Here is a 16,946-nt window from a genome sequence, read left to right as displayed (position 1 = left end):
TTTGACAGAAGGAAGAAAAGATATTGTAAGCCTTGATTTTAGTGAGCTTCAGTCTCTAATTACGGAGCTTGGAGAACCCAAATTCAGGGCGAAGCAGGTGTATGAGTGGATACATAAAAAGCTGGTAAAAAGCTATGACGAGATGACCAATGTTCCACTTAAACTAAGGAATAAACTTGAGGAAAGACTGCCATTTACTGAGATTACAGAGGTGGCTAGAAAAGACTCAGCATCAGGAGATACATCCAAGTTTGTCTTTAAGCTATATGACGGCTATGTGATTGAAAGCGTACTTATGAAGTACAGATATGGCAATTCAGTCTGTATTTCGTCACAGGTAGGTTGCAGGATGGGCTGCACCTTCTGCGCTTCTACCCTCTTAGGACTGTCCAGGCAGCTTGCACCATCTGAGATGCTCTCACAGATTTATACCATTCAGAGAGAAACAGGCGAAAGAGTGAGTAATATAGTTGTGATGGGTACAGGAGAGCCTCTTGATAACTTTGACAACCTGCTTAAGTTTTTGGAGATGATTACGGATGAGAATGGTCTTAATATTAGCCAGAGGAATATTACAGTTTCCACCTGTGGACTTGTCCCCAATATAAAGAAGCTTGCAGACAAAAATCTTGCTATTACTCTTGCGATTTCCCTGCATGCGCCTACGGATGAAGACAGAAGAAGGATAATGCCTATAGCGAACAAATACACGATTAAAGAGATACTTGAGGCTACAGACTATTATTTTGATAAGACCGGAAGGAGGATATCTTACGAATACAGCCTGATAGACGGTGAAAATGATACTCCGGAAAATGCAGAGAAGCTGGCGGCGCTTCTTAAGGGAAAGAACTGCCACGTAAACCTCATACCTATTAACCCTATAAAGGAAAGGGCTTACAAGAGTTCAACTCTAGGGGGAGTGCTTAGATTTAAGAAGATACTTGAAAATAAAGGAATAAATGCTACTATTAGAGAGGAGATGGGACAGGATATAGATGCAGCCTGTGGACAGCTTCGAAAAGAATATATGGAGAATGAGAATAAGTAAGCTGTAATTGCTGTGGGGAAGAAAGGAGTTTAGTTGCAGCATTACTTTATTATACGGTGAAGGCATAATTGTCTTGTGAGTATAGAAGGGAGACACATAGATGAAAACATTTTCTGAATCCAGAGCCGGAAAAAACAGAAGTGTTAATCAGGACAGTTTACTATGTGAAGAAGGGGCAGTCGGTGAACTTTCCAATCTGTTCATAGTGGCAGATGGGATGGGAGGTTACAATGGGGGTGACTTTGCTTCAAGATTCTGTGTAGACAGCGTAAAAGATTACATTCTGAAGAATAACGGGGGTTCGATAATATCCACTATAAGGTCAGCTATAACGGCGGCTAATGAGGGGATAAGGGAAAAGACCAAAGCAAACGAAGAGCTAAAGGGTTGTGGTACTACGATTGTACTGGCTACCATTAAGGACGACATTTTATACATTGCAAATGTTGGTGATTCAAGGCTCTATGTGATTCAAAACGGGGCTTTGTCTCAGATAACCGAGGATCATTCGGTAGTTGAAGAGATGATAAAGAGTGGGTTAATAAAGAAAGAAGAAGCAAGGTTTAACCCACATAAGAATAAGGTCACCAGAGCGCTTGGAGTTGAGCCTGACCTCGAGGTAGACTTCTTTGAGGTAAAGCTAACAAAGGGAGACCGGATTTTCTTATGCTCAGACGGTGTTTCCAATATGATGGATGAGAGGACGTTGGAGGAAATAGCGGGAGCTGACAAAGAATTATCGGAAATTTGCAAAAAACTAATAGAAACTGCTGTAAACAATGGCGGAAAAGACGACGCAACAGTAGTAATGATAGAGGTGTAAAAATATGTTAAACAAAGGTAGATTAATCGGAGAACGTTATGAAATTATCAGTCTGGTCGGTTCAGGCGGAATGGCTGATGTGTACAAAGCAATGGATACCAGGCTTGGCAGACAGGTAGCCATAAAGGTGCTTAAAGAGGAGTATAGCTCTGATAAGAACTTTGTGTCTAAGTTTAGGGCAGAGGCTCAGGCTGCTGCGGTGCTGTCACATCCTAACATAGTAAATGTCTATGACGTAGGAGAAGATGAGGGCCTTCACTATATCGTAATGGAGCTTGTTGAGGGTATAACACTTAAGAAGTTTATTGAAAGAAAGGGCAAGCTTGAGCTAAAAGAGGCTGTGGGCATTGCCATTCAGATAGCACAGGGCATGGAGGCAGCGCATGCCAACCATATCATACACAGGGATATCAAGCCTCAGAACATTATTATCTCAAAGGAAGGCAAGGTAAAGGTCACAGACTTTGGTATAGCCAAGGCTGCTACCTCCAACACGATAGCTGCAGGACAGGCAGTAGGCTCGGTTCACTACATCTCTCCTGAGCAGGCAAGAGGTGGATATTCAGATGAAAAGAGTGATATATATTCACTTGGAGTTACCCTTTATGAAATGATATCCGGCAAGATGCCTTTTGCCGCAGATAATACTGTATCAGTAGCTCTTTTACATATCAATGAAGAGGCTGTGCCTCTTAGAGAGCTTGATCCTGAGGTACCTGTAAGCATAGAAAAGATTGTTCAAAAATGTATGCAGAAGAAGCCTGAGCGCAGATATCTCACAGCTACAGAGCTAATTGCCGACCTCAAGAAGGCAATTGCTGAACCGGAAGGAGATTATGTCAACTTTTCTCAGGCGGCAGTTACTGATTCTCCTACTATAAACATATCAGGAGAGGAGCTTGAGACCATTAAAAAGGGCAGATATAATAACACTAACAGGGCAGGTGAACCTGTCAAAAAGCGTGAACCACGCAATATCCGTGAACTTCCTGAGGATGATGAGGAGACCATTGACCCTAAGATGGAAAAGCTCATCCTTTTTGGAGGAATTGCGGCTATTGTGATACTTGCTATCGTGGTTATAGTACTTTTGGTAAAGGGATTCAACCTCTTTGGGGGTAAAGGTGGAGATTCATCGCTTATTTCTAACAGCCAAAGCCAGGCGGCATCACCTTCGTCAATAGCTTCTGAGACTGCATCAAAATCAGCAGTTATAACAGTTCCTGCACTTAAGGGACGTACACGTGCTGAGGCAATTTCCATCCTTTCAGATGCGGGTATTACTAACTACAAGTTTGAATCTGAGAGCTCAAGGGAATTTGAAAAAGAAACAGTCATGGATGTAAAGCCTGCTGAAGGGTCTGAGATTAAGAAGGATGACGAAGTTATTATCACAGTCAGCAAGGGTGAGGATACAAGCAGTGTTCCTGATATAAGAAATGCTACCAAGGACAGTGCAATAGCTACTCTTGAAGGCTTGAAATTTGTGGTTAAAGTAGAAGAGAAGGCAAGCGATACAGTTGATGAAGGAAGCGTTATAGATACGATTCCTGCTATAGGTTCAGCTGCCAAAGAGGGTGATACTATCACAATCCTGGTTAGTACCGGACCTGAAAATAAGCAGACTCTTGTACCTAATGTGGTTGGAAAGACCGAGGAAGAGGCAACTACTACACTTAGCAATTCTGGATTTAAGGCTTCTATAGCGTATAAGGAAGATGACAGCGTCAAAAAGGGACTTGTTATAAGCCAGAGTATACCAGGTGGCAATGAGGCACAGTCCGGAAGCACCATTACACTTAGTATAAGCAAGGGACCTAAGCCTGTATCTTATACTTATTCAGCTTCGCTTACCATAGATGAGAATCCTTTTGCTGAAAGCGGAGAGAGTGGAGACATCGAAGTAAGGATGGATCAGGATGGAAAGACATCCACAGTCTACTCAGGAACACTTAGCTATGACGACTTCCCGCTTCGTATCGAGGATATAATCGGTTCAAGTGACAGTGAAGCAGTCTGCTACCTCATTGTAAATGGTGAGGTATATGATGGCAAGGTATGGCGTATCAAGAATTGGAGTAAGGCTGCGAACTAATGGAAGGCAGAATAATAAAAGCAATTGCGGGATTCTACTACGTACATAATGGAGAAGAAGCCTATGAATGCAGGGCTAGAGGAATATTTAGGAATAAGGGTATCAAGCCGCTGGTGGGAGACATTGTGGAGATTGAAGTCTTGTCTGATGAGGATAAGAAGGGTAATCTCATAGAGATAAAGGAGAGAAAGTCTTTTCTTATCCGTCCTGCCGTGGCTAACCCTGACCAGGCCCTTATAGTATTTGCAGGGGCTAAGCCTGCACCCAACCTCAATCTTCTTGACAAATTTCTGACGATGATGGAGATAAAGAGGATTCCTGTTGCCATTGCAATAAGCAAGAGTGACCTTGCAGATGAGGCTAAGCTATCAGAACTTAGAGAGATTTACTCTCCTCACTATAAGGTGATTGAAATAAGTGTAAAAGAAGAGCTGGGGCTTGATGAGGTAAAGGATTACCTTATGGGCAAGTTTACAGTGCTTGCAGGGCCTTCAGGAGTGGGCAAGTCCACGCTTACCAACTACCTTGTGCCTGAGGCCAATATGGAGACAGGGGAAATCAGCAGGAAGATAGAGCGTGGCAAGCAGACCACAAGACATGCAGAACTCTTTTACATAGGAGAGGGTGGTTATATCTGTGACACACCGGGCTTTGGGAGCCTTGAACTCTTTGACATAGATAAGAGGGAGCTTAAGGACTATTTTCCTGACTTTGAAGACTATGTAAAGGACTGTAAGTTTAACGGCTGTATCCACATAGGAGAAAGAGACTGCGGTGTGAAAACAGCTCTCTCTGAAGGAAAGATATCAGAAAGCAGATATAAGAACTACAAGTTGATTTATGAGGAATTATCAAACAAGAGGGGATACTAATATGGAATACATACTTTCACCTTCAATACTCGCGGCAGACTTTGGTGAGCTTGCCGGGCAGGTAAAGCTTACAGAGGAAAACGGAGCAAAATACCTCCACCTTGATGTGATGGATGGAAGCTTTGTGCCAAGCATATCATTTGGAATGCCTGTGATAAAGAGCCTTAGAAAATACAGTAATCAGGTATTTGATGTACATCTTATGATAGAGAGTCCTGAAAGATATCTTGAGGACTTTAAGGCGGCAGGGGCTGATATTATTACAGTGCATGCGGAGGCCACAAAGCACTTGCACAGGACAGTAACCAAGATAAAGGAACTGGGCCTTAAAGCGGGAGTGTCTATAAATCCCGCCACGCCTCTTTCTGCTATAGAGCTTGTACTTTCTGAAGTGGATATGGTGCTTATAATGAGTGTAAACCCGGGCTTTGGAGGGCAGAAGTTCATACCTTTTACCATAGACAAGATAAAGAAGCTAAGAGAAATGGCCCCTGATGTAGACATCGAAGTTGACGGTGGAGTAAATCAGGATAACATAGGAGAGCTTGTAAGAGCCGGAGCCAATGTAGTGGTTGCAGGAACTGCTGTGTTTGGTGGAGATATAGCTGTAAATACCAAGAAGATGATTGAGAGGATGTATGAAGAAGGTACTCATTGTAACAGGGGGACGAACTGAAACTGACTTTGTTAGAGAAGTATATGAAGAGTATGAGCCTGATGTTGTTATAGCCGCAGACAGAGGGATGATGGTGGCAAAGGAGATAGGGATAATCCCTGACTATGTAGTGGGTGACTTTGACAGTGGAGATGGAGAGGTGGTTAACTACTTCAAGTCTCTTTTTGAAACTCATGGTAAGCCTATTGTTAAGGCATTTAACCCTGAAAAAGATGAGACAGACACCGAACTAGCCATATCCTTATCACTTACTCTTAATCCTAAGGACATAGTCATCCTTGGAGCTACAGGGACGAGACTTGACCATACCTTAGCCAATATTGAGCTTTTGTACAAGACTTTGGCAGGTGGAGTAAGGGCAAGAATAATGGATGAACACAATGTAATAAGTATTCATGATAAAGAGATTAGCTTAAAGAAAGCTGAAGCTTTTGGAGGGTATTTTTCTCTGATTCCTTTTACTGAAACTGTGAAGGGACTAAGCATCAGAGGAGCCAAATATGAACTCGAGAACTTTATTCTTAGCTCAGGTAGCAGTCTTGGAGTGAGCAATGAATTTGAGAAAGATAGGGTTAAAATTAGCTTTGTATCTGGCATATTGATTCTCTTTCAGACTGATGACAAGAGGCTTGTAGTTAAGGGAAAGATGTAAAACGGGGGTATTATGAAGAGGGATTTACAAGATATGATTCACGAGCTCACCTACTATCTTGAGCTCATAATAGCTATAATTATGAGTATAATTATAGCCGTAATGACATTTAAGCTTTTGGCTGTAGCAGTTCCTGACTTTTTTGTAGGAGAGAAAATAGAACTGGGCTTTTTCCTTGAAAAAGCAATGATGTTAGCGATTGGCCTTGAGTTCGTAAAGATGCTTTGTAAGCATACTCCGAGTACAATCATTGATGTACTTCTCTTTGCCATAGCTAGGCAGATGATAGTTGAGCACACTACTCCTCTTGAAAATCTAATTACTATAGTGGCTTTGGCAGCCCTGTTTGCTACAAGGAAATACCTTCTCTGTCATTTTGATGAGACTGAAAAACGAGTGTACAGAGGAAGTCAGAAGACAAAGATTACCAACCACATGGCAAGAATAAATATTCCTATCGAAGAGGGGGATACTCTTGCAAAGGTGGTTACGACTGTGCTTAACAGGGAAGAGAGAACCATAGCCATTGGTGCCTGTGTATGGTACAATGATTTTGCCCTAAGGATAGACAGCATGAATGGTGACAAGGTAACCAGAGTAGAAGTAATTAAGTCAGTGTAAAGGAAGAAAAATGAATATTCTTGATAATTTAAATCCGGAACAGATGAAAGCAGTGGTACATGAAAATGGTCCACTGCTCATTTTAGCAGGTGCAGGCTCAGGTAAAACCAGAGTGCTTACCAGGCGTATAGCCTATCTTATAAAAGAACATGGGGTAAATCCCTGGAATATACTTGCACTTACATTTACCAATAAGGCTGCAAAGGAAATGCGTGAAAGGGTGGATTCACTTATAGAAGAGGGTGCAGAGAATATATGGGTATCAACCTTTCATTCAGCCTGTGTGAAGATACTTAGAAGATTTATAGACAAGATTGGCTATGACAGAAATTTTAATATTTATGATACCGATGATACCAAGGCTGTAGTAAAGCAGGTATTAAAATCTCTCAATATCGACAATAAGAAATTTCCTGAAAAGACCTGTCTGAATATCATTTCAAATGCTAAAAATGAATTTATAGATGCGGAAGAATTTGCTGCCAATGCAAGCTATTCTGACAATGTCTATGCGAGGGTGTATATAGAGTATGAAAAGCGTATGAAGAATAACAATGCCCTTGACTTTGACGATATACTGGTAAAGACTGTGGAGCTCTTTATACAGGATAAGGATACCCTAGACTATTACAGGAGGAGATTTCGCTATATTCTGGTTGACGAGTATCAGGATACCAATGTGGTTCAGTTTAAGCTCTTAAAGCTCCTTGCAGCCCACGAGAATGAGAGGGGTGAAATAGAGAACAACCTCTGTGTAGTTGGAGATGATGACCAGTCCATATATAAGTTTAGAGGAGCTGATATAAGGAATATACTTAACTTTGAGAAGATATATCCTGGGGCTTTGGTTATAAAGCTTGAGGAGAATTACCGCTCAACAGGCAATATACTTGAGGCTGCAAACGGTGTCATAAGCAACAATTCAGAGCGTAAAGATAAGAGACTGTGGACGAGTAAAGAGAGCGGCGCTTCCATCTCTTATAAGACCTATGATACAGGGGACAGAGAGGCAGACGGAGTGGCCAATATAGTAATGAGGACTGTAAGTGAGGGAAAGGCAGCTTATTCAGACATTGCTGTACTTTATAGAACCAACGCCCAGTCCCGTGCCATAGAAGAGAAGTTTGTATACAATAATATACCTTATAAGCTATATGGAGGAACCAACTTCTATAGCAGAAAAGAAATCAAGGATATACTGGCCTACCTTAAGGCTATAAACAATGTCACGGATGATACTCAGGTAAGAAGAATATTAAATGTGCCTAAAAGAGGGATAGGAAGTACTACAGAAGAGAAAATAGCAGAATATGCAATAGACAAAGAAATCTCATTTTTTGAGGCCTGTATGAGGGTACAAAGCATACCGGGACTTAGCAGGGCTGTAGCCAAGGTGGAGAAGTTCGTAGCCTTTATAGAGGCAAAGGTAAGGGAGTTTAGGCACTGTAAGAGCCTTAAGGAAGAGCTTGAGACTCTGATTGAAGAGATAGGCTATGTGGAAGAGTTAAAGCTTGAAGGAACTGATGAGGCAAAAGGCAGAATCGACAACATAGATGAGCTTATCAACAAGATTGCAGTATATGAAATAGGTCTCAATGACTCCGACGAGAATAGGCTTTCGGGCTTCCTTACAGAGGTATCTCTTTTAACGGATGCTGACAACAAGGACAGCGAAAACGAGAATATGGACAAGGTCACTCTTATGACACTTCACTCGGCTAAGGGCCTTGAGTTTAAGGTGGTTTTCATAGTGGGCATGGAGGAAGGATTATTTCCGAGCAAAATGTGCATTTACTCAGGTGATGAGAGTGAACTTGAAGAGGAGAGAAGACTCTGCTATGTGGGTATAACCAGAGCTATGGAGAAGCTTTACCTCTCAAATGCAGCCTCCAGAATGTTAAGAGGGGATATACAGTGGAACCCTCCATCAAGATTCATAGGAGAAATTCCTGAACATCTCTTATCAACAGGTGGTGACATTAGCCGTACAAGAAGCTTGAGAAATGAAAGTCTCTATGCAGGAAGCGGCAGCAGGTATTTAGAGAGAAATACCGTATCATTTACCCCTTCAAAGGATAAAAGAAATCTCTTTTCGGGAAATCCATATATCAATAAGGGATTTGGCAGTGAGTCTAAGACCTCTGACAAGGTTGGCGAGGGAGACAGGGTAAGCCACGCTAAGTTTGGAGAAGGAGAAGTCCTTGAACTAAATAAGGAAAATGATGTGGTGACGGTGAGCTTTGATAAAGAAAGCTTTGGCATCAGGAAACTGAAGCTTAGCATGGCAGGTCTTAAAAAAATTAACTGACAATAGTATTATTTTAAAAAATATGCTATACTGATATTATCATAAAGAAAAGGAGCAATATTATGGATAAGAAAATTGAAGAACTATTAAACACAGTGAAGCTTAATGCTCTCATTCACCCTGCAAAGGATGAAGAGACAAAAAAGGACAACCCTTATGTAGTTGCTCTTGTTATTGTAGGTGCCGTAGCGCTTATCGCAGCTATAGCATACGCAGTATATTACTTCTTTGTTCCGGACAAGCTTGTAGATTTTGAAGATGATTTTGATGATGTTTATGGGGATGAAATCTTCGATGAGCATGAAGCAGAAGCAGAAAAGGAAGAGAAGGAGAACGCTGCTAACTAAAGGGCAATGAACAAAAAAGACAAGAAGGAATTCATTGAGGAAGTAGCGAGTAGGATAAGGTCTCTAGATTATATAAAGATTGAGGATATACCGGAGATTGACCTTTATATGGACCAGGTTATTAAGTTTATGGATGACCATTTTGCATCGCTTAAAAGATATGACGGTGACAAGATGCTTACCAAGGCCATGATTAATAACTACACCAAAAACAAGCTGCTTCCTTCCCCTGATAAGAAAAAATATGGCACGGACCATATGCTGCTTCTGATTTTCATTTATTATTTTAAGAATGTATTGTCCATTAAGGATATCAATAGCATTCTTACACCACTTACCGAGAATTTCTTTTCAAAGCAGGATAAAGATGTCTCGTTAAGTGATATTTATGATGAGGTTTTTGAGGTTTGCAAAGGTGCTACAACCGATATTTCGAGGTCGGTACTAAAGACATTTGATAGGGCGAAGGATAGCTTTGAGGATGAAGAAGATGAAGAGAAGAGAAGGTATCTCACCAACTTCGCTTTCATTGCTTCGCTTTGTTTTGATGTGCATGTTAAGAAAACTATTGTTGAAAATATGATAGATAGAGGATTATTAGATTTTAAGGACGGTGCAAATAACGGAAGTAAAAAGGATAGACGATGAGCAAAACTCTTAAGATTTGCATTAGAGTATGTGTTACTATAATAATTATTCTGATGTTGGCTGTACTGGGACTGCTCGCTGTACTTACAATTACCGAGTACAAGCCAGGCAACATAGAGAAGCTCTCCTTAAAGGGACAGGCTTTTGATGAGGCAGGTCTTGCTAAAGAGATTAAGCTCCTTAGCTGGAATGTAGGATACTGTAACCTTGGTGCTACTGCCGACTTTTTTATGGATGGCGGCACAAAGGTGGTAAGCCAGACTAAGGAAGAGATGAATGTAAACGTCAACAAGATAACACAAGAATTAAGAGATGAAGACGCTGATATTACCTTACTTCAGGAAGTAGATAGAAAGTCATACCGAAGCTACAATGTAGATGAAGAAGATGTTATTTTAGGTATGTTTCCGGATAGGCTGTCTTCGTTTGCATATAACCACAAGACATTATTTATACCTTACCCTATTCCGCCGCTTAGGAATGTAGCAGCAGGACTTATGTCACTTAGTGGGCTTAAGGTTGAAAGTGCGGAGAGGATAAGTCTGCCTAGTCCGTTTAAGTGGCCTGAAAGTACCTGTAATCTCAAAAGATGCCTTCTCATTGAGCGGCTTCCTATAAGCGGAAGTGATAAAAAGCTGGTTGTCATCAATCTTCATCTTGAAGCCTATGATGATGGGACCGGTAGGGAGGCTCAGAACAAGTATCTTATTGAGACTATGAAAAAAGAGTATGAGGCTGGCAACTATGTAGTAGCCGGTGGGGACTTCAATCAGACATTTTCAGGAGTAGATGTAGGCAAGTACGAAGTAGGTGCCACAGGAGTATGGAAACCGGGCTTGTTTGATACGAAAGAGCTAATAGATGACTTTAGTCCTTATATGGATGCCTCCACACCAACCTGTCGTTCTCTTGACAGAGCCTATGATAAAAATGACAAGAATTTCCAGTTTTATGTAATAGACGGCTTCATTGTTTCTAAAAACGTGGAGGTCATATCTCATAAAACATTGAGGCTTGGTTTTGAGAATTCAGACCATAACCCTGTGGAAATGGTAATAAAGTTAAAGTGATATCACAAGGCAAGGATGATAGTAGATGCAAAAACCTCCCTGAGGGATCGCACTGCGGCGGATATGTAGATGTCGCTCACGCGACCCGCCGCAGGCGGTGAATCCTGCGAAGCAGGATTCTTTCTCATTATCTTACGATATCTCCATAGCACTCAGGTCTTCTGTCTCTCATAAGGCCCCATTCAAGCCTTGCAGCATTTATTTCATCTAGGTCAAAGCTGTGTACAAGCACAGTTTCGCTTGTTCTATCGGCACTTTCTACCAGCTCTCCCGTCATATCTGTAATAAAAGATGAACCATAGAAGGTAAGGGATGAGGTCTGATTGTTGTTAGCCTCACAAGGGATAACGTTTTCTGTGCCTATCCTGTTGGCCGCGGCCACAGGGATGATATTGGCAGCAGAATGTCCCTGCATGGTTCTCCTCCAGTGCCCACAGCTGTCTGTATTAAGCACAGGCTCAGAGCCGATTGCAGTAGGATAGAGGATGATTTCTGCTCCGTTTATAGTAAGGCTTCTTGCGGTTTCAGGGAACCACTGGTCCCAGCATATTCCTACACCAACCCTGCCTACTGAGGTATCAAAGACCTTAAAGCCGGTGTTTCCCGGTGTAAAATAGAATTTTTCCTGATAGAAGTGGTCATCAGGTATATGGGTTTTTCTATATATACCAAGAAAGTTTCCACTATCGAGCATGGCAACTGTGTTGTAGAGAACATTGCCGTCTTTTTCGTATATGCTTATAGGGAGTACTGTTCCGGTTTTTTTACTTACTGTGAGGAAATGCTTTACAGCCTCATTTTCCATTACAGGTTTTGCGAATTCATAGTAGTCGTATCTTCTCTCCTGACAGAAGTATTGCCTTTCAAAGAGTTCAGGCAGGAGGATGAGTTTAGCACCCTTACTAACTGCTTCCATTACCAGATTTTCAGCTTTTTTAATACTCTCTGCCGGATTTACTGAGCAGCTCATCTGAACTGCAGCCACTGTTAGTTTTCTCATTATTTATCCTTTCTATTCTTAGCTAGAGGAACCTGTCCTGTAATGCAGTGAATGTTGCCTCCACCTACGAGTATACACCTTGATTTGATTGGCACTATGTCGTGTCCGGGGAAAAGCCCTTTAAGAATATCCACAGCTTTACCATCATTTTCATCGCCAAAGGCGGGTACAAGAACACTTCCATTTGTGATATAGAAGTTTACATAGCTTGCAGCAAGTCTCTCGCCGACACTCCTTTCTGCTTCGCCGTCTTCAAAGTCATAGCCTTTTATATCTTCCTCAGTTACCAATATAGGTTTTTTTGGTATAGGAAGCTTATGAACTCTTAACTTACGTCCTTTGGCATCGCATTCCCTCTCAAGGAGATTTAAGTCTGCAAGGCTCATCTCATACTGTGGGTCTTTTTCATCATCTGTCCAGGCAAGAACTACTTCGCAAGGCTTTACAAAGGCACAGACATTATCAACGTGTTCATTGGTTTCATCGTTATATATGCCGTATGGAAGCCAGATTATCTTCTTTGCTCCAAGATAGGTAAGAAGGACATTTTCTATCTCTGATTTAGTAAGCCTAGGATTCCTGCCCTTACTTAGTAGACAGGACTCAGTTACAAGGATGGTACCCTCACCGTCTGAGTGTATGGAACCACCCTCCAGTACAAAGCCTTTATTATGTAAGTCATAATAATCATAATTGTATTTTTTGCAAAATGAGGATGCAAGGGCATCATCATGATCATAGTTAGGAAAAAGCCCGTCTACATCACCGCCCCAGGCATTAAACACCCAGTCAACTCCTCTTACCTCTGAATCGTTTATAACAAAGGTAGGGGAGGTATCTCTAGCCCAGGCATCATCTGTATCTGCTATTATTACCTCGATATTTCCGCCAGGCGCAAAGTCGTCTTCATTAAAATAATCATAAAGCTCATCCCTATGCGCTTCATCACAGACTAAAAACATTTTCTCGTGTTTGATTATATTTTTTATTATCTTTGCAAATGCAGGCTTAGCTTCTCTGCCACTGTAAGGAAAGCTTCCTGCTCTTGTTGGCCACACCATAATAGTTCCAAGATGAGGCTCGTATTCACCAGGCATATAAAATCCGTCTGAAGACGGAGTAGTTGAGAGTATCATAATGTCTCCTTAGTTAAATCTAATTTCGTGATTATTGTACCATTTACAGATAATTATTACCAGCATAATTAAAAAAAATTAAATTAATAGTAGATATTTTCGATATGATTTTGTGGAATTTTAAAACTTAACTACCTAAAAACTAAAAGGGAAAATATTTATATTGTGATTTTTTTGAAAAGTTTTTATATGAAAATTAAAGGGATACTTGAATATTTAGGGGTTTCAGTGTATATTTATTAATATTGTTCGGAGGCTGGAGGTACGCGATGGAACTTAAGAAATTTGACAATAGAATATGGCTGTCATCTCCAACCATGCACGGTGAGGAGCAGGCTTTTGTAAAAGAGGCTTTTGACACAAACTGGGTTACAACCATAGGCAAAAACATCGATGAACTTGAAAGCGGAGTCTGTAGATACCTGGGAGGTGGACTTCACGCCGCAGCTCTTGCATCCGGGACCTCAGCACTGCATCTTGCATATAAGCTTGCGGGTGTAGGCGAAGGTGACAGGGTGTTCTGCTCAGATTTAACCTTTGATGCCACGGTAAATCCTGTGTCTTACGAAAAGGGAGAACAGGTATTTATAGATAGTGATATAGAAAGCTGGAATATGAGTCCTGTGGCGCTTAGGAAGGCTTTTGAGAAATATCCTGATACAAAATGCGTGGTTGTGGTTAACCTCTATGGGATGCCTGCTAAGCTTGACGAAATAAGAGCTATCTGCGATGAACACGGAGCTGTTCTTGTAGAAGATGCTGCTGAATCATTCGGAGCATCATACAAGGGAAGAAAGACCGGCACATTTGGACATTATAACGTAATAAGCTTCAATGGGAACAAGATAATAACCACTTCAGGTGGAGGAATGCTTATTTCTGAGGATGCAGCTTCTATAGATAAGGCAAAGTTTTTAGCTACTCAGGCGAGGGAACCATATCCTTGGTACCAGCACGAGGAACTTGGCTACAATTACAGATTGTCCAATATCCTTGCCGGCATAGGCAGGGGACAGCTTCTTCATTTGGATGAACATAGGGAAAAGAAAAAAGAGATATATGAGATTTACAAGGAAGGCTTAAAGGATCTGCCTGTGAAGATGAATCCGATACTGGAGGAAGCAGAGCCTAATTATTGGCTTTCATGCCTCATTATAGATGAAGATGCAATGGCGCCTCAGGATAGGAGCAGATTTAGACCGAATTATGTGGGAGATAAGAGCGGAGGAACCAATTCTTTTGCAATAAGGGAAGCGGGCTTTTTGGATGAAGCCTTAAGCCCTATAGAGCTTAGGAAGAAAGAAAAGTACAAGGGAGTAGACTTTAAGGACAAGCTTTATCTAAGAGAGGCTGGCAAGTCTTCTCCAGAGGAGATTAGAGATGTGCTTGCTGCTTACAATGTAGAGAGCCGTCCTATATGGAAGCCTATGCATTTACAGCCTTATTTTAGAGGCAGGGATTTCATTACGTATAAAGGAAGCATAAGAGAACTTGGTGCTGGCTTTACGGATGTAGGCTCGGATATATTTGACAGAGGACTATGTCTGCCAAGTGACATAAAGATGAGACCTGAGGAACAGGAGATCGTAATAGAAATAATCAAGAGCTGTTTTGACTAGAGAAATCATCCCACCCATTGATGAATTTAGGCTTGAAAAATGGGGATATTAGTAACTTTGAAACCTGAAATGAATTAGAAGAGGTGATTATTATTATTAGTTATGATGGTTTTTGGAAGGTTTTAAATGAGAGAGGGATTTCGCAGTATAAATTGATTATGCAGCATGGTGTAAGTAATTCGCAGCTTAACCACATAAGAAAGGGTGGGCATATTACCACCGCAACAATAAATAAGTTGTGTAAGCTGCTTGATTGTGAAATAGGCGACATTGTTGCCTATGTGCCTGATGGTGATGAAACCGAAGAAACAAATGAGGATAAAGGGATGCAGTAGCTGCATCCCTTTATTTAGTACTTATATCGCTTAAGCGGCTTGGACACGGAACTCTTTATTGTATCTTATAACATACTATTGAAATATGTACTTCAAAGAGTTATACTATAAGTATTGGATTTAGTGGGCATAAGGTAGTTTGCCCCCAATATTTAGTAATTATAGAAAAGGATAAAAGATGACAGAAGAAATTTGTTATATGTGCAGAAGACCTGAAAGCAAAGCAGGGAAGCTGCTGCACCTGCCACCCAATATAACTATATGCAACGACTGCCTCCAAAAGACAATCAATGCGTTTAACTCATATCCTATGGCGGATTATTTTAATATGAATGGCTTTACTCCGGATATGTTTAACGGGGTAAATGGCGGTAATGGTGCTGATGTAAATAATAATGGGTACAATAAGGATGGTGTTGTTACTACTGCTTGCGAGGATGGTGACAAACCTATAGAAGGACAGGATGGAGATAAGAAGGATGATGGAAAGCAAAGTCCTCCTGTGTTTAGCTTTGGTTTCATGCCCGATATGTTTGGCGGACAGAGCAATCTAAAAAAGAAACCCAAGAAAAAGAAGCCTAAGGCGGAAATTGACTTTAACAATATCCCTGCGCCTCATATTATCAAGGAAAAGCTTGATGAATATGTTATAGGTCAGGAGCTTGCAAAAAAGCAGATATCAGTTGCAGTATACAACCACTATAAGAGAGTAGCTGCGGAGAAGAACAGAAAAGAAGAAGATATTGAGATAGAGAAGTCCAATATGCTTATGATAGGACCAACCGGAAGTGGTAAGACCTACTTAGTAAGGAATCTTGCAAGGCTATTACAGGTGCCTATAGCCATAACTGATGCTACTACTCTTACGGAAGCAGGCTACATCGGAGATGATGTGGAGAGCGTACTAAGTAAGCTTCTTGCTGATGCTGACAATGATGTGGAGGCTGCAGAGCATGGAATCGTGTTTATCGATGAGATAGATAAGATAGCTAAGAAAAAGAATACGCACAGCAGGGATGTAAGTGGAGAAGCCGTGCAGCAGGGACTATTAAAGCTCCTTGAGGGTTCTGAGGTAGAGATACCTGTGGGCGCAACAAGTAAAAATGCAATGGTTCCTATGGCAACAATCAATACAAGAAATATACTTTTTATTTGCGGTGGAGCCTTTCCCGATCTTAGCGATATAGTAAAGGCAAGGTTAAATAAGCAGGCGGCCATTGGCTTTAAGGCTGACCTAAAGGATAAGTATGACAAAGAGGAAAATATCTTAAGCAAGGTGACTACGGATGACCTAAGGAAGTATGGTATGATACCTGAGTTCCTTGGAAGACTTCCTATTGTATTTGCAGTGGATGAGCTGAATAAGGATATGCTTATCAGAGTGCTGTCAGAACCAAAGAATGCTATACTTAAGCAGTATGAAAAGCTTCTTGAACTGGATGAGGTTAAGCTTGAATTTTCTGAAGATGCCAAAGAGATTATAGCTGAAAGGGCACTTGAGAGAAAGACAGGAGCGAGAGCGCTTAGAGCCATTATAGAAGAGTTTATGCTTGACATTATGTATGAAATACCAAAGGACAACAATATAGGCAAGGTTACTATAACAAGGGACTATATCGAAGGAAAGGGAAGTCCTGTTATAGAGGTTAGGACTTAATTAATCCATTAAATCTGAAAAAAGTTTTAAAAATGT

General features: G+C 41.1%; 16 protein-coding genes. 14 read left to right on the top strand and 2 right to left on the bottom strand.

Features of this window, described 5'->3' with window-relative positions:
- The first annotated feature begins 1 nt into the window (after nt 1).
- The 11 genes from rlmN to ACO6HM_RS02335 all read left to right on the top strand — a co-directional run bounded on the left by rlmN (nt 2) and on the right by ACO6HM_RS02335 (nt 11,163).
- Entirely contained in the window at nt 2-1,051 is a 1,050-nt protein-coding gene (gene rlmN / locus ACO6HM_RS02385; protein ID WP_485389589.1) for a dual-specificity RNA methyltransferase RlmN, read from the top strand.
- A 100-nt stretch (nt 1,052-1,151) separates the two neighbouring features.
- Nucleotides 1,152-1,874: a Stp1/IreP family PP2C-type Ser/Thr phosphatase gene (locus ACO6HM_RS02380; protein WP_485389588.1), complete on the top strand. Its 723-nt coding sequence runs from the start codon at nt 1,152-1,154 to the stop codon at nt 1,872-1,874.
- A gap of 4 nt (nt 1,875-1,878) precedes the next feature.
- Nucleotides 1,879-3,969, top strand: a complete 2,091-nt coding sequence (gene pknB / locus ACO6HM_RS02375) for a Stk1 family PASTA domain-containing Ser/Thr kinase (RefSeq protein WP_485389587.1) — start codon at nt 1,879-1,881, stop codon at nt 3,967-3,969.
- Nucleotides 3,969-4,841: a ribosome small subunit-dependent GTPase A gene (rsgA, locus tag ACO6HM_RS02370; RefSeq protein WP_485389586.1), complete on the top strand. Its 873-nt coding sequence runs from the start codon at nt 3,969-3,971 to the stop codon at nt 4,839-4,841. Before pknB ends, rsgA begins: the two co-directional genes overlap by 1 nt.
- A 1-nt stretch (nt 4,842) precedes the next feature.
- Entirely contained in the window at nt 4,843-5,517 is a 675-nt protein-coding gene (gene rpe / locus ACO6HM_RS02365) for a ribulose-phosphate 3-epimerase (protein WP_485389585.1), read from the top strand.
- Nucleotides 5,480-6,169 (top strand): thiamine diphosphokinase, encoded by a 690-nt coding sequence (locus ACO6HM_RS02360; RefSeq protein WP_485389584.1) that lies wholly within the window; start codon nt 5,480-5,482, stop codon nt 6,167-6,169. The genes rpe and ACO6HM_RS02360 overlap by 38 nt, the downstream gene beginning before the upstream one ends.
- Nucleotides 6,170-6,181: 12 nt before the next feature.
- Nucleotides 6,182-6,790, top strand: a complete 609-nt coding sequence (locus ACO6HM_RS02355; protein WP_485389583.1) for a hypothetical protein — start codon at nt 6,182-6,184, stop codon at nt 6,788-6,790.
- Between the two features lie 10 nt (nt 6,791-6,800).
- Nucleotides 6,801-9,098 carry an ATP-dependent helicase gene (locus tag ACO6HM_RS02350; RefSeq protein WP_485389582.1) on the top strand — a complete coding sequence of 766 codons (2,298 nt, stop codon included), beginning with the start codon at nt 6,801-6,803 and terminating at the stop codon, nt 9,096-9,098.
- Nucleotides 9,099-9,160: 62 nt separating this feature from the next.
- Nucleotides 9,161-9,445: a hypothetical protein gene (locus tag ACO6HM_RS02345; RefSeq protein WP_485373610.1), complete on the top strand. Its 285-nt coding sequence runs from the start codon at nt 9,161-9,163 to the stop codon at nt 9,443-9,445.
- A gap of 6 nt (nt 9,446-9,451) precedes the next feature.
- Nucleotides 9,452-10,093 carry a DUF1836 domain-containing protein gene (locus ACO6HM_RS02340; RefSeq protein ID WP_485389581.1) on the top strand — a complete coding sequence of 214 codons (642 nt, stop codon included), beginning with the start codon at nt 9,452-9,454 and terminating at the stop codon, nt 10,091-10,093.
- Complete coding sequence (locus tag ACO6HM_RS02335) at nt 10,090-11,163, top strand: endonuclease/exonuclease/phosphatase family protein (RefSeq protein ID WP_485389580.1); 1,074 nt, start codon at nt 10,090-10,092, stop codon at nt 11,161-11,163. The genes ACO6HM_RS02340 and ACO6HM_RS02335 overlap by 4 nt, the downstream gene beginning before the upstream one ends.
- Before the next feature lie 127 nt (nt 11,164-11,290).
- On the opposite strand, the gene aguB is transcribed toward ACO6HM_RS02335, so the two are convergent.
- Together aguB and aguA are read right to left on the bottom strand one after the other, a co-directional pair.
- A complete protein-coding gene (gene aguB, locus ACO6HM_RS02330) occupies nt 11,291-12,163 on the bottom strand; it encodes an N-carbamoylputrescine amidase (RefSeq protein ID WP_485389579.1) in 873 nt (290 codons plus the stop codon).
- A complete protein-coding gene (gene aguA / locus ACO6HM_RS02325; protein WP_485389674.1) occupies nt 12,163-13,302 on the bottom strand; it encodes an agmatine deiminase in 1,140 nt (379 codons plus the stop codon). The genes aguB and aguA overlap by 1 nt, the downstream gene beginning before the upstream one ends.
- Before the next feature lie 266 nt (nt 13,303-13,568).
- On the opposite strand from aguA, the gene ACO6HM_RS02320 reads away from it, so the two are divergent.
- From ACO6HM_RS02320 to clpX, 3 genes are all read left to right on the top strand, one after another.
- The gene (locus tag ACO6HM_RS02320; RefSeq protein ID WP_485389578.1) at nt 13,569-14,918 is read left to right on the top strand and encodes a DegT/DnrJ/EryC1/StrS family aminotransferase; all 1,350 of its coding nucleotides are present in this window, start codon (nt 13,569-13,571) and stop codon (nt 14,916-14,918) included.
- Nucleotides 14,919-15,001: 83 nt separating this feature from the next.
- On the top strand, nt 15,002-15,253 hold the full coding sequence (locus tag ACO6HM_RS02315) for a helix-turn-helix domain-containing protein (RefSeq protein WP_485389577.1): 252 nt from the start codon (nt 15,002-15,004) through the stop codon (nt 15,251-15,253).
- Between the two features lie 178 nt (nt 15,254-15,431).
- Entirely contained in the window at nt 15,432-16,910 is a 1,479-nt protein-coding gene (gene clpX, locus ACO6HM_RS02310) for an ATP-dependent Clp protease ATP-binding subunit ClpX (protein ID WP_485389576.1), read from the top strand.
- The last annotated feature ends 36 nt before the right edge of the window (nt 16,911-16,946 follow it).

It is taken from the genome of Catonella sp. (genome assembly GCF_057250765.1).
This window is presented reverse-complemented; position numbering and strand designations above follow the sequence as displayed.